This is a genomic window from Ectopseudomonas composti (genome assembly GCF_001567565.1).
Taxonomy (GTDB): Bacteria; Pseudomonadota; Gammaproteobacteria; order Pseudomonadales; family Pseudomonadaceae; genus Aquipseudomonas; species Aquipseudomonas composti_A.
In genome coordinates this window covers 159998-173528 of record NZ_LSSW01000033.1, presented here as the reverse complement: position 1 = coordinate 173528, position 13531 = coordinate 159998, and the positions used below count along the sequence as shown (strand labels likewise).

Below are 13531 nucleotides of genomic sequence, written 5' to 3'. Positions count from 1 at the left end.
GATCAACGAAATGGGACAGATCTATTTAATCCGTCCCTTTCTAGCCGCAACGGTGGATGAGAAAAGCGTCATCCACCCTACCCTGAAGCGCGATGTAGGGTGGACAACGCGAAGCTTGTCCACCTTTGCGTCAAGCACCGTCGATACTCGAAACAACTCAGCGCCTGGGATAGCAGCGCCAGCGAGAAGTCCAGCAACCGGGTAGAAGATGATCGCTCGGGAACGCAGCCCTCGACACTCCAGCGTCCGCAACTGGTGTTTGCGTGGTATCGCCATGCTCACACCGGGCTTGCCTACAGCATCTTACAGGCATTCAACATTGCGGCCTGCCCTGATTGCTCCCAAGAACTGGCCATCGTTCACGGCAACTGAGATATTCCGCCGCTCGCCTGACGCCATGACAGGCACCGCATTGAAAGGGAGTTTTCCATGTATCAGCCCACCGCCTGGCACGTCACCCACTGGTGTGACGATGCTTACAGCCTGGGGGCATACAGCACCCTGCTGCCTGGCGGCAGGCCGCAACATCGACATGTGCTGGGCGAGTGCCTGGATGGGCGCCTCGTCATCGCTGGCGAAGCCTGCAATCCCGAGGCGCCCGCCATGACCCACGGCGCCTGGGACGACGGCATTCGCGCGGCCCGCCTCGCCGTACAAGCCGGAGCCCGACGAGTGATCGTGATAGGTGCGGGCTGCGCTGGCTTGGGGGCTGCCCGTCATCTGCGCGCCAATGGTATCGACTGCGTGGTGATCGAGGCGCGCGAGCGCATTGGCGGACGCACCCATAGCCTGCAACTGGGCGAAGTGACCGTGGATGTCGGCGCGGCCTGGCTGCAGCAGTTCGCGGACAACGCCTTGGCTCGCGAAGCGGAGCACCTCGGGTTAACCATGGTGGCGACCGATTTCAGTCAACCGCTGTCTGCCGCCAGCGATGGCGCGGTTCAGGGTATCAATGAAGCCTGGCAGGCACTGCGCCAGGGTGTCGACCGCAGCCTGCCCCTGGCCGAAGGCATCGAGCGCTATCTGGCAGGTCTGGAGCCCGCCCAAGCCCGGACAACGCGTTATGCGATCGACGGCAACCTGATTATCGAGGCCTGCCTGCCGCTTACCCAGCTTTCGGTGGAATCCCTCGACGAGGAAGGCGTCGGTAACGAAGATCGCTTTCTGCCCGGCGGCTATAGCCAGATCATCGAGCATTTGGCCAGCGGGCTCGACATCCGCTTGGGCCAGCCCGTCAGCCAGATCGACTGGCGTGACGGCGAGCTGCGCATCAACGATGAGCGTGGCGACTTCTGCATCTGCACCGTGCCACTCGGCGTACTCAAGACCCTGCGCTTTCTCCCCGAATTGCCGCCGGCCCAACGCGATGCGCTGGCCCACCTGGGCATGGGTAAGCTGGAAAAGGTCGTGCTGCAGTTCGAGCAGCGCTGGTGGCCCCGCTCGCCAACCGGCTACTTGCGCTGGTACGACACGCCTGCGAGCTGGATTGAATGGCTGGATCTGACCGACGCAGTCGGTAAGCCAACCATCGCCGGGTTGATCGCGGCGGATGCGCTGGAGCGTGAATTCGCCGGCCGTAGCGACAAGGAGATCGCCTTGGCCGCTCGAGACGCCTTACAGGCCTGGGCCAAGGCCATCGATGCCGCGCAGTGAGGCAGGCATCGAAAGCAGACACTGGCCGTGCGTAGCGCGCCGGGTGGATCGGATCGCCCCCGTACGCTCTACGCACTTGGCCGTCAGTAAGCCTTGCTCCTACTGCACCACCGCGGCAGCCACCGCCCTGGAACGCCAGGCAAACCCCAGCACCATCAGCAACCCCACCCCCGCCATCGCTGCGCCGGCCAGGGAAATCGCCGGATAGCCCAGACCGGCATTGATCACCGCGCCGCCCAGCGCCGCACCAATCGCGTTACCGAGGTTGAAGGCGCCGATATTCACCGCCGAGGCCAGGTTGGGCGCGGCCTTGGACGCTTCCATCACACGCATCTGCAGCGGCGGCACGATGGCGAAGCTGGCGATGCCCCAGGTCAGGATGGCCACGGCGGCCGGCAGCGGCCAGCGCATCAGTACGGTAAAGGCCAGCAAGACTAGAATCAGCGCACTCAGCGAGACGATCAGGGTGCGATCGACGGAGCGATCCGCCGCCTTGCCGCCCCACATGTTGCCCAGGGTCAGGCCCACGCCATACAGCACCAGCATCGCGGTGATGAAGGCAGTCGAGGCATGCGTCTCGCTACCGAGGATTGGTGCGATATAGGTGAACACGGTGAACATCGCACTCGAACCGACCACGGTCAGCGCCAGCGCTGCCAGCACCGGGCCACGGCCCAGCACGCGGATTTCCGCCAGCACGCCGTCGCTCTTCGGTAGCGGCACGTTGGGTAGCGCGAACCACAGCGCGAGCATGGCCAATACGCCAAGGCCGGTAATGCCCGCAAAGGCCGTGCGCCAGCCCAATAATTCACCGAACCAGGCCGCCAGCGGCACGCCGCCGATGGTCGCCAGGGTCAGGCCCATGAACATCGCCGCCACCGCCCCGGCGCGCTTGTCCGGTGCGACCACGCTAGCAGCGACGATGGAGCCCACGCCGAAGAAGGCGCCGTGGTTCAGCGAGGTCACCACGCGGGCGATCAGCAAGCTGCTGTAGTCGGTGGCCAGTGCGGACATCAGGTTGCCCAGGGTGAAGATGGCCATCAGGCCGATCAGCAAATAGCGCCGGGGAATCCGTCCGGTGGTCAGGGTCATCAGTGGCGCGCCGAGCAGCACGCCGATGGCATAAGCGCTGACCAGCAGGCCGGCTGCGGGAATGGAAACGCCGAGATCACTGGCGATACCTGGCAACATGCCCATGGGGGCGAACTCGGTAACACCGATGCCGAAGGCGCCGATGGCGAGTGCAACGAGTGGTGGATTGATACGCATGAAATGTCTCCTCATCTATGCCGCGAATGCTAGGATCCAAACCTCGACGGCGGTAGATGGCATTTCTGGCAAACACCTTTGCTTACGGAGCACAAATGGACTTCAACGGCCGATCAGGTGAGATGGTGGTGTTCGCCAGCGTGGCGGAAGAAGGCAGCTTGTCGGCCGCCTCCCGTGCACTGGGGCTGACACCCTCGGCGGTCAGCCGCATCATTGCCCGTACCGAGCAGCGCCTTGGCGCCCGCCTGCTGCTGCGCACCACCCGCGCGATCACCTTTACCGCCGAGGGCGAGGCGTACCTGCGCGGCGCCCGGCGCATCCTCGCCGACATGGCGGAAGTCGAAGAAGCCATCACCGACCAGGGCGTGCCTCGCGGGCGCTTGCGTGTCAGTGCCGCGCTCGGCCATGGGCGGATGACCATCGTGCCGCTGGTGGCGGAATTCAGCGCGCGCTACCCGAACATCACCGTCGACCTCAGCCTGGGCGACGAGGTGGTCGACATCCTCGGCGGCCAGGCTGACGTCGCCGTGCGTTTCGGCTATCTGCCGGACAGCCCGTTGACCGCCCGCAAGGTCGGCGAAACCGGCCAGGTGGTGGTGGCCTCCCCCGATTACCTAGAGCGCCACGGCACACCGCAGCAGCCGCAGGACCTGCTACAACACAACTGCCTGCGCTTCAACTTCCGCCGCGCCGAACCCAACTGGCCTTTCGTGCATGACGGCCAGGCGTTCTCCCTCAAGGTCTGCGGCAATATCGAATGCAGCAGCGGCGAGGCGCTGGCGCAATTCGCCCGTGTCGGCGCCGGCATCGCGCGCATCGGCGAATTCACCGTGGCCGAGGACATCCAGCGAGGCGATCTGGTGCCACTGCTGCAAGCCTTCAACCCCGGCGACTGCGAGCCGATCCATGCAGTGTTCGTCGGCGGCTCGGCGATGCCGGCACGGGTGCGGGTGTTCGTGGATTTTCTGCTGGAGCATCACCGGATGTGAGCGGAACGAGTGCTTGGCACCGGACCACTGCGCTTGGCCCTCACCTCACGGTTGGCTGCGCTCTCTAGGCTCTGTACGAAAAGTGCCTGCGCTCGGTAATGCTTCGTTAAAAACAGGTTCGGAATGCTCATTTACAGCTCGTAAACTCCGCTTCCTCACCCGTTTTTGCCTCGCCTGACCTTCGCTCGACGACTTTTCGTACAAACCCTAGTAAACCCGGACTACATCTGCATTTCCGCCAAGGCTCTGCGCAATGGTGCGTCTGATATCTGTATCGGCCCGTGGAAAGGAATGTCCATGTCCAGAACCAGGTACACGGAGGCGGCAATCAGCAGTGCAGACAAGACGAACATGCCAATCACCATTGGGTTATTCGGCGCACGATAGCCAAAGCTGGCGTAGATCAGCGTCATCCACGCGACAAGCATGCCGATCAGCGGCATCGGTATCGCCCCTTCGGACTGCTCCACGATGCGCCAGCGTTGCTCTATGAGCGAGTGGTACTGCTGGCGAAGGTCACTGAGCATGGTTTCTTGGTAACGGGTTTCGGGTCCGATGGCGGCCAGGACCACTCCAATCTCATCCAGAAACTGAGTGGCGGGGCTCACCCGATGCTGAAGTGCTTCATCGCCCCGGTAGGGATTGGCAATGGCGTGCTCCACATAGGCGGCCAGGTGCTCACGCGTGTCCTGCGCCTTCTCACCGTAGGTCTTCAGTGTTCGATCAAAGATGATCAGGCTGGTCGCATAGGCGTGCATGTTGGTATCGATTGCTTCGAAGGTGTTCTTGGTTGAGTTGATCATCAGGCCGAACACCAACGAGGTCATGACCACAAAGATATTGGCGACCAGGCGAACCACCGTGTTGGTTTCTTCATCCCGGTGACGAGCCGAGAGTTTGGGGTACCAATGCATCATGAGCAGGGATGCCGACAGGAGACATACGAAGACACCCGCTGCGATCCAGACCGATTCCATATCTGCGCCTTTTCGCTATACCGCCAGAAGATCGTGGCTCAAAACGCTGAAGCGTCAACTCGGAAGTATGCGCGACGCTTGACCCCATCCTGATCACGGCCAAGCGCTGTGTACGCTCAAGCATCCACGCACAGAGCATTTAGGAGAGCGCCATGGACGCGCTCACGAAGCGTGAGGGAGATCAAAAACAGTTACCGGCGGTTCAATCACTCGGCGCCCTGCTGCGCCAAGCCTGCCAACAATTTGCCATTCAGCTCATGCAACGTGCGCTGCTCCTCGGCGGTCAATCCTGATAGCACGCGCTGCAGGTTGGCCACGTGGGCAGCGAGCATGCCGTCTATCAATTCGAATCCGGCCGGGGTCAGCGCCACCAGCACGCCGCGGCGGTCGCTGGGGTGTTTGCGCCGTTCGATCAAGCCGGCCTTTTCCAGACGGTCGATGCGGCTGGTCATGCCGCCCGAGGAGATCATCGCGCTCTCGTACAAGGCGGTGGGCATCAGCGCATGGGGTTCGCCCGAGCGACGCAGGGTGGCGAGCAGGTCGAACTCGCCGGCCTGCAGGCCATGTTCGGCGAAGAACGGCAGCAGGTGGTCGCGGCTGATCACCTGTGAAAGTTCGCCCAGGCGCCCGATCACGGCCATGGCGGAACCATCCAGATCAGGCCGCTGTTGCCGCCATTGTTCGGCAGCCAGTTGTGCACGGTCTTGCATGTCGCCCTCGATTTATCTTGCCATCAAGATACTTTTCAAAAAGAATGTCGCCATCGTAACGTATTCACGCCAAGGAGGCATCCGCATGCCAGGCTCCAATTCCCGCCCACTTCTGGCCCTCTCGCTGCTGCTGGTGATCGGCACGCTCATGGGGCTGACCAGCAATCTGGTCAAGCTGGCCGGCAACGTCGGCTGGCAGCCAATGGCCTACCTGCTGTGGAGCCTGTTCGGCAGTGGCCTGATGCTGTTGCTGTTCGCCTGGTGGCGTGGCGAGCGGCCCGGCATGGGCCTGCCACAGCAGCGCTACTACCTCGCCTCCGGCTTGCTCAGCATCGCGGTGCCGAACGCCCTGCTGTTCAGCTCCATCGGTCATGTCGGCGCCGGTTTCGCCTCGATGTGCCTGGCCTTTCCGCCCTTGTTCACCTACCTGCTGGCGCTGGCACTGCGCATGGAGGGGCTCAGCCGCATCCGCCTGCTGGGCATCTGCATCGGCCTGTCCGGCAGCCTGCTGCTGGCCCTGGGCAAACTGCACGGAGGCGACAGCCCGACCCTCTGGGTGCTGGCTGCGTTGAGCGTGCCGGTGTTCCTGGCACTGGGCAATATCTACCGCGCGCGCTACTGGCCGAGCGGTGCCACACCGCTGTCGCTGGCACCCGGCATGTTGCTCGGTGGCGCCGTGCTGCTGGTCGCCACAGCCGCGCTCGGTGTCGACTTCACCCCGCGTCTGGACAGCACACTGGCGGTCGCCCTGCTGGTGGCGCAGATGCTGCTGTTCGCGGCGGTCTATGCGCTGTTCTTCATCCTGCAGAATCTGGCCGGCACGGTGTTTCTCAGCCAGATCGGCTCGGTGGCGGCCATCACCGGCGCCGCCATGGCCATCGGCCTGTTCGGTGAACAGGGCAGCCTGAGCATGCTGCTGGCCGCGCTGTGCATCGTCGGCGGCGTGCTGCTGGTGGCTTGGCGCGGTGCCAAGGAGGCGCAGTCATGAAGCGCCAGGGCCTGCTGCTGATCGCCATCATCCTGCTTGGCCTGAACCTGCGCCCGGCGCTGGCGGCCATCGGCCCGTTGCTCGACCGCATCCAGCTCGATAGCGGCCTGGATCATGTCGGCGCCAGCCTGCTGACCAGCCTGCCGGTGGTGATCATGGGGCTGGGCGCGCTGGCCGCCGGCCCGCTGCGACGGCGCCTTGGCGACAGCGGTGGAATTTTTCTCGGCGCCGTGTTGATCGCCCTGGCCTGCCTGTTGCGCGGGTTGTTGCCAAGCGCCACTCCGTTGATCGCCAGCGCCTTGCTGGCCGGCGCCGGTATCGCCTTCGTGCAGGCGCTGCTGCCAGGCCTGATCAAGTCGCGATTCGCCGCAGACAGCGGTCGCCTGATCGGTTTCTACAGTTGCGCGATTATGGCCGGCGCCGCTTTCGGCGCGGCAGTCACACCCTGGCTGGCGCAATCGCTCGGGTGGTCCTGGGCGCTGGCGAGCTGGGCATTGCCGGCCGTGCTCGCTGCCGCGATATGGCGGCGAGCGGCGCCAGCCAGGGCGGCAACCATCGCCATGGCCACCCCGCCCTTGGCGCCGTGGCGCTGGCCCAGGGCCTGGCTGTTGATGAGCTTCTTCGGTATTGGCACGGCCGGCTACACACTGGTGCTGGCCTGGCTACCGCCCTACTACACGGCCCTGGGCTGGAGCGCCCAGAGCAGCGGCTTGCTGCTGGCCGCACTGACGCTGTGCGAGGTAGCAGCCGGCCTGCTGCTCTCCAGCCTGCTGCCTCGCTTCCCTGATCGACGCCCACTGCTGGCGCTGGTGCTGCTATCGCTTTTTGCCGGTTTGCTGGTCCTGCAGTTGGCACCGCAGACCCTGGTGGTGCTCGTCGCCCTGCTGCTTGGTATCGGCATCGGCGGCCTGTTTCCGCTGTCGCTGGTGGTGGCGCAGGATCACCTGGAAGATCCCCAGCAGACCGGCGATCTGCTGGCGTTCGTCCAGGGTGGCGGTTACCTCATCGCCGCATGCGCGCCCTTGCTGGCGGGCGTGTTGCGCCGCTACAGCACGGACCTCAGCCTGAGCTGGCAGTTGATGGCGCTGGCAAGCGTGCTGCTGATGGTCATGGCCGCGCGCTTCAGCCCTGGCCATGAACACCGCACTCGTGGCATGGCACCGGACTGAAGCGCCCGAAACTCAGACGCGGAACTGGCCGACCAGGCCCTGCAGGCGCCCGCCCAGGCCGTCGAGATCGCGAGCGGCCTGCGCGCCCTGCGTGGCGTCACTGGCGACTTCGTCCACGGCGACGGCGATCTGGTGCACGCTGCGGTTGATCTCTTCGGCCACTGCCGTCTGCTCCTCGGCGGCACTGGCGATCTGCGCGTTCATCGAGTTGATGGTGCCGATCAGTACCGCGATGCTGTCCAGCGCCTCGCCCGCGTGGCTGGCCTGTTCGCGGGTGCTGTCGCCCATCTGGCTGGCGCGCTGCATCGCCGCCACCGCCTCGCCCGTCGCATTCTGCAGGCGGTCGATCATGCTCTGGATCTCGCCCGTGCTCTGCTGGGTACGACTGGCCAGGGCACGCACCTCATCGGCGACCACGGCAAAACCGCGCCCTGCCTCGCCCGCCCGCGCGGCCTCGATGGCGGCGTTGAGGGCCAGCAGATTGGTCTGGTCGGCAATCGCACGAATCACCTCCAGCACGCTGACAATGCCCTGTACGTCGCGGCGCAGACTGTCCAGCGATTCACTGCTGCTACGCACCTCACCAACCAGATCGTGAATGTGCGCGATGCTGCCATCGACCACCCGCTTGGCATCCTGCCCCTGCTGATCGGTCTCGCGTGCAGCCTCGGCGGCGCGCTGGGCGCTCTGCGCCACTTCATGAGCGGCGGCAGACATTTCGTTGATGGCGGTGGCGACCTGGTCAGTCTCGTGGCGTTGCCCGGCCATGGCCTGTTCCGAGCGCTGGGCCTGGCTGGATACGCCGCCGACCAGACCGAAGAGCTGGTCGGTGGTCACCGACACCTGCTGCACCAGTGCATGAATCTTGGCGACGAAGGCGTTGAAGGAGGTCGCCAGCTCGCCCAGTTCGTCCTGACTGGTGACCGGCAGGCGCTGGGTCAGATCACCCTCTCCGGCGGCCATGTCATCGAGCTTGCTCTTGATCAACTGCACCGGCTTGGTGATCGATGCCGCCAGCGGCAGGGACAACAGGGCCAGCACCAGCAGCAGGCCAATCGCGGAGCCGGCCATGACCATCAGCAGGCGGTCGACGCTGTGCTGGAACTGCGCACGCGCAGCCTGTACGTCACGCTCCACCCCGTCGAGATTGACCGAGGTACCGAAGACCATCTTCCACTTGGGCAGGTACTGCGAGTAGCCAACCTTGGGCACCAGCACCTTGCCATCGCCCAGCACGAAGCTGTAGTCGACGTAATGGCTGCTATCCATGCCTGCCCGCACCAACTCACGAATGGCATAGACACCATTGGGGTCGCGGAAGCTGCTGAAGTCCTCGCCGATACGATCGTTGGTATTGCCCTGCAGGACTCGACGAATGTTGCTGTCATAACCCCAGAAATAGCCATCCGCACCGTAGGCCAGGCGCTTGAGCACCGCGACGGCCTGGGCCCGCGCGTCCATGTCGCCGTCGCCTGAGGCCTGGTAGATCGGGGCAATCGCGTTAGCCGCCAGTTCCACGTATTGCTTGATCTCCGCCTTGCGGTCCGCCACCAGCTTGGCGCGGGTCTGCTCCTCCTGATGATCGGCGAGATTACCGAGAACGACGAATGCGATGGTGCTGAGCAACAGGGTCAACAGGCAGATAGGCCCCAAAGCCAGCAACAGCACTTTGGAGCGCAGACGCAGAGAGAAGATCATTGGCAGTACACCTTTACCGGCGTTTTGATGTTATTGAGCGAGCATATTGCCAAGATGGTGACGCCAAAAGAACAGAGGCAAGCAAAAACTGGTATGACCAGTTTCATTTATCAGAGAAATGAATACCCACCATCTACTCACATGACAACTGTTCATGATCAATGGCGGTAACTAGGCGACTTTTGAAGTCATGAAAGGCCGGCACACGGGCAGCCAGGCAACAAAAAACCCGCCGTGGCGGGTTCTTCGTATCAGCGAGCTCGAATCACTTCTTGCCCAGCTTCTTCAGCTCTTCGTCGCGCAGTTCGCGGCGCAGGATCTTGCCAACGTTGGTGGTCGGCAGCACGTCGCGGAACTCGACGGCCTTGGGCACCTTGTAGCCGGTGAGGTTGGCGCGCATGTGCTCCATCACCTGCTCCTTGGTCAGGCTTTCGCCCGGTTTGACCACGATGAAGACCTTGATCGCCTCGCCGGACTTCTCGTCCGGCACACCGATGGCGGCGCACTGCAGCACGCCCGGCAGGGTCGCCAGCACGTCTTCCAGTTCGTTCGGGTAGACGTTGAAGCCGGACACCAGAATCATGTCCTTCTTGCGGTCGACGATGCGCAGGTAGCCATCTTCCTGGATCAGGCCGATGTCACCGGTCTTCAGCCAGCCGTCGGCATCGAGGATTTCATCGGTGGCTTCCTGGCGCTGCCAGTAGCCCTTCATCACCTGCGGCCCCTTCACGCACAGCTCGCCGATCTCGCCAATGGCCAGTTGCTGGCCGTCGTCGTTGATGACGCGGCACAGGGTCGAGGGCACCGGAATACCGATGGTACCGAGCTGGATGGCGCTGAACGGGTTGACCGTGGCCACCGGGCTGGTCTCGGTCATGCCGAAGCCTTCGCAGATGGCGCAGCCGGTGACGTCCTTCCAGCGCTCGGCGGTGGCCAGTTGCAGGGCCATACCGCCGGAGACGGTGAGCTTCAGGCTGGAGAAGTCCAGCTTGCGGAAGTCTTCGTTGTTGCACAGGGCGACGAACAGGGTGTTGAGACCGACGAAACCGGTGAAGCGGTACTTGGCCAGGTCCTTGACCACCGAAGGCAAGTCACGCGGGTTGGTCAGCAGGATGTTGTGCCCGCCAATCAGCATCATCGCCATGCAGTGAAAGGTGAAGGCATATATGTGATACAGCGGCAGCGGTGCGATCAGCACCTCGCATCCTTCATCGAGGTTGGCGCCCATCAGCTCCCGGACCTGCAGCATGTTGGCCACCAGGTTGCGATGGGTGAGCATGGCGCCCTTGGCCACGCCGGTGGTACCGCCGGTGTACTGCAGCACGGCGACATCGCCATTGCTCGGATTGGCCTCGGTGAAACTCTGGCCACGGCCCTTGGCCAGGGCATCGTTGAGCTTGACCGCCTGCGGCAGGTGATAGGCCGGCACCATTTTCTTCACGTGCTTGATCACGAAGTTGACCAGCAGGCGCTTGAAGGTCGGCAGCATGTCGCCGACTTCGGTGACGATCACCGTCTTCACGCCGGTCTTGGGAATCACCTGCTCGGCCAGATGAGCCATGTTGGCCAGGCAGATCAGCGCCCTGGCGCCGGAATCGTTGAACTGGTGCTCCATTTCCCGCGCGGTGTACAGCGGGTTGGTGTTGACCACCACCAGGCCGGCGCGCATGGCACCGAAGACCACGATGGGGTACTGCAACACGTTGGGCAGTTGCACGGCGATGCGGTCGCCGGGCTTGAGATCGGTGTGCTTTTGCAGGTAGGCGGCGAAATCCCCGGAGAGCTTGTACATCTCGCCGTAGGTGAGCGTCTTGCCCAGGTTGCTGAAAGCAGGCTTGTCGGCGAAGCGTTGGCAGGACTCTTTCAGTACCGCGAGGATGTTCGGGTACTGATCGGGATTGATTTCGGCAGCAACCCCAACGGGATACTTGTCCTTCCAGAAGTTTTCGGTCATGGAAGCCCACTCCTAAGCAACAGCTGATCTTCACCGCGCGTTGGCGGTTGTTTGTTGTGTGTATAGCTCGCTTTCCCGCTGGCCCACGGCCTGGAAGCGCGCCGAGAGTAGCAGCTTTGCCAGATGCTCACCAGCACCAAACATGGCCCACAGAGTCGCAAAAATGACTATAAACAGAATAAAAGTCACGACCCTGATTTTCTTTCGCAATGAATCGAAAAGCCTCTAGCTCGCACATTACAACCCGGGGAGCCTAGCGCGAATCGATGACGACTGCAGTGCTGGAATGCCCGAAACAGGCAGAGGTGGTTACGAAATCACAACAATTGGACTGCGCGATGGCAGTTGAGGCGGGAAAGCCCCTCCCCCGGCAATGGGGAGGGGCTTTGGGTCAGGCGATGTCGCGCAGCTCGCGACGCAGGATCTTGCCGACCGGCGTCATCGGCAGTGACTCCTTGAACACGATGTGCTTGGGCACCTTGTAGCCGGTGAAGTTTTCCTTGCAGTAAGCCTTGAGCTCTTCCACGGTCACACCGCCGTCGCGCGGCACCACGAACAGCTTGACCACTTCCCCGGACTTCTCGTCCGGCACGCCGATGGCCGCGCAACTGGCCACCTTGGGATGGGCCATGACCACGTCCTCGATCTCGTTGGGATACACGTTGAAGCCGGAGACGATGATCATGTCCTTCTTGCGGTCGACGATACGCACGTAACCGTCCGGGTCGATCACGGCGATGTCACCGGTCTTGAACCAGCCTTCGGCGTCGAGCACTTCGGCGGTCGCTTCCTCGCGCTGCCAGTAGCCTTTCATTACCTGCGGCCCCTTGATGCACAGCTCGCCGCGCTCGCCGGTCGGCAGCTCGTTGCCGTCGTCATCGATCACCTTGAAGGCCGTGCCCGGCACGGGTATGCCGACAGTGCCCAGGCGCGCCTTGTCGCCGTAGGGGTTGGTACTGGCCACCGGCGAGGTCTCGGTCAGGCCATAGCCTTCCACCACGGTGCAGCCGGTCATCTGCTGCCAGCGCTCGGCGGTGGCCTTGACCAATGCGGTACCGCCGGAGTTGGTGACCTTGAGGTGGGAGAAGTCCAGGTTCTTGAACTCGGGGTGGTCCATCAGCGCGACGAACAGGGTGTTCAGGCCCAGCAGTGCGGTGAACTGCCACTTACCCAGTTCCTTGACGAAACCGGGGATGTCGCGCGGATTGGTGATCAGCACGTTGTGGTTGCCGTTGACCATCATGCACATGCAGTTCGCGGTGAAGGCATAGATGTGGTACAGCGGCAGCGGCGCGATCATGATCTCCTGGCTCGGTTTCATCAGCGGCGTGCCATCCGGGCCGAGCTGCGACAGGCAGGCATCGACCTGCAGCATGTTGGCCACCAGGTTGCCGTGGGTGAGCATGGCGCCCTTGGCCACACCGGTGGTGCCGCCGGTGTACTGCAGCACGGCAATGTCATCATGGCTGGCCCTGACGGGTGCCAGCGCCTGGCCCTGGCCCTGCTTGAGTACCTGCTTGAAGGCAAGGGCCTGAGGCAGATGGTAGTCGGGCACCATCTTCTTGACCTTCTTCACCACGGTGTTGACCAGCCAGCCCTTGAGGCTCGGCAGCAGGTCGCCCATCTTGGCTTCGATCAGGTAGTCGATCTCGGTATCCGGCAGCACTTCCTGCACCAGCTTGCCGAACATGTTCAGGTACACCAGCGCACGCACGCCGGCATCCTTGAACTGGTGGCGCATCTCCCGGGCGGTGTACAGCGGGTTGGTGTTGACCACGATCAGCCCGGCACGCATGGCACCGAATACCGCGACCGGATACTGCAGCACGTTGGGCATCTGCACCGCGATACGGTCACCCGGTTTCAGGTCGGTGTGCTTCTGCAGGTAGGCGGCGAAGGCCGCGGAGAGACGATCCAGTTCGGCATAGGTCAGCGTGACACCGAGATTGCTGAAGGCCGGGCGATCGGCAAAACGCTTGCACGAGCGCTCGAAGACTTCGATCACCGACTTGTAGCTGGACAAGTCAATATCGTTGGGCACGCCAGGGGCGCGTTTGTCGTTCCAGAAATCAGGTTGCATTGTTCTTGTCCTCTTCCCCTGAAGTGATCTGACTGCCCGGAAAG

At 63.1% G+C, this 13531-nt stretch carries 10 protein-coding genes; 4 read left to right on the top strand and 6 right to left on the bottom strand.

Annotation, left to right across the window (positions count from 1 at the left end):
• Positions 1 to 429: 429 nt before the first annotated feature.
• A complete protein-coding gene (locus PCLY_RS24180; RefSeq protein ID WP_061243229.1) occupies positions 430 to 1653 on the top strand; it encodes a flavin monoamine oxidase family protein in 1224 nt (407 codons plus the stop codon).
• A gap of 99 nt (positions 1654 to 1752) precedes the next feature.
• Here the strand turns inward: PCLY_RS24180 and PCLY_RS24175 are convergent, their stop codons facing one another.
• Entirely contained in the window at positions 1753 to 2922 is a 1170-nt protein-coding gene (locus PCLY_RS24175; protein ID WP_061243226.1) for an MFS transporter, read from the bottom strand.
• A gap of 95 nt (positions 2923 to 3017) precedes the next feature.
• On the opposite strand from PCLY_RS24175, the gene PCLY_RS24170 reads away from it, so the two are divergent.
• Positions 3018 to 3911 (top strand): LysR family transcriptional regulator, encoded by an 894-nt coding sequence (locus tag PCLY_RS24170; protein ID WP_061243224.1) that lies wholly within the window; start codon positions 3018 to 3020, stop codon positions 3909 to 3911.
• A gap of 221 nt (positions 3912 to 4132) precedes the next feature.
• On the opposite strand, the gene PCLY_RS24165 is transcribed toward PCLY_RS24170, so the two are convergent.
• Positions 4133 to 4888: a bestrophin-like domain gene (locus PCLY_RS24165; protein ID WP_061243221.1), complete on the bottom strand. Its 756-nt coding sequence runs from the start codon at positions 4886 to 4888 to the stop codon at positions 4133 to 4135.
• A 206-nt stretch (positions 4889 to 5094) separates the two neighbouring features.
• Positions 5095 to 5598: a MarR family winged helix-turn-helix transcriptional regulator gene (locus tag PCLY_RS24160; RefSeq protein ID WP_061243217.1), complete on the bottom strand. Its 504-nt coding sequence runs from the start codon at positions 5596 to 5598 to the stop codon at positions 5095 to 5097.
• An 85-nt stretch (positions 5599 to 5683) separates the two neighbouring features.
• On the opposite strand from PCLY_RS24160, the gene PCLY_RS24155 reads away from it, so the two are divergent.
• Positions 5684 to 6586, top strand: coding sequence for a DMT family transporter (locus PCLY_RS24155; protein WP_061243215.1), 903 nt, complete (start codon positions 5684 to 5686; stop codon positions 6584 to 6586).
• Complete coding sequence (locus PCLY_RS24150) at positions 6583 to 7755, top strand: cyanate transporter (RefSeq protein ID WP_061243213.1); 1173 nt, start codon at positions 6583 to 6585, stop codon at positions 7753 to 7755. The genes PCLY_RS24155 and PCLY_RS24150 overlap by 4 nt, the downstream gene beginning before the upstream one ends.
• Positions 7756 to 7767: 12 nt before the next feature.
• Here PCLY_RS24150 and PCLY_RS24145 read toward each other — a convergent pair whose 3' ends face one another.
• From PCLY_RS24145 to fadD2, 3 genes are all read right to left on the bottom strand, one after another.
• Positions 7768 to 9453, bottom strand: a complete 1686-nt coding sequence (locus PCLY_RS24145) for a methyl-accepting chemotaxis protein (RefSeq protein WP_061243211.1) — start codon at positions 9451 to 9453, stop codon at positions 7768 to 7770.
• Positions 9454 to 9718: 265 nt separating this feature from the next.
• Positions 9719 to 11407 (bottom strand): long-chain-fatty-acid--CoA ligase FadD1, encoded by a 1689-nt coding sequence (fadD1, locus tag PCLY_RS24140; protein ID WP_061243208.1) that lies wholly within the window; start codon positions 11405 to 11407, stop codon positions 9719 to 9721.
• A 391-nt stretch (positions 11408 to 11798) separates the two neighbouring features.
• The gene (gene fadD2, locus PCLY_RS24135; RefSeq protein WP_061243205.1) at positions 11799 to 13487 is read right to left on the bottom strand and encodes a long-chain-fatty-acid--CoA ligase FadD2; all 1689 of its coding nucleotides are present in this window, start codon (positions 13485 to 13487) and stop codon (positions 11799 to 11801) included.
• Positions 13488 to 13531 lie beyond the last annotated feature (44 nt).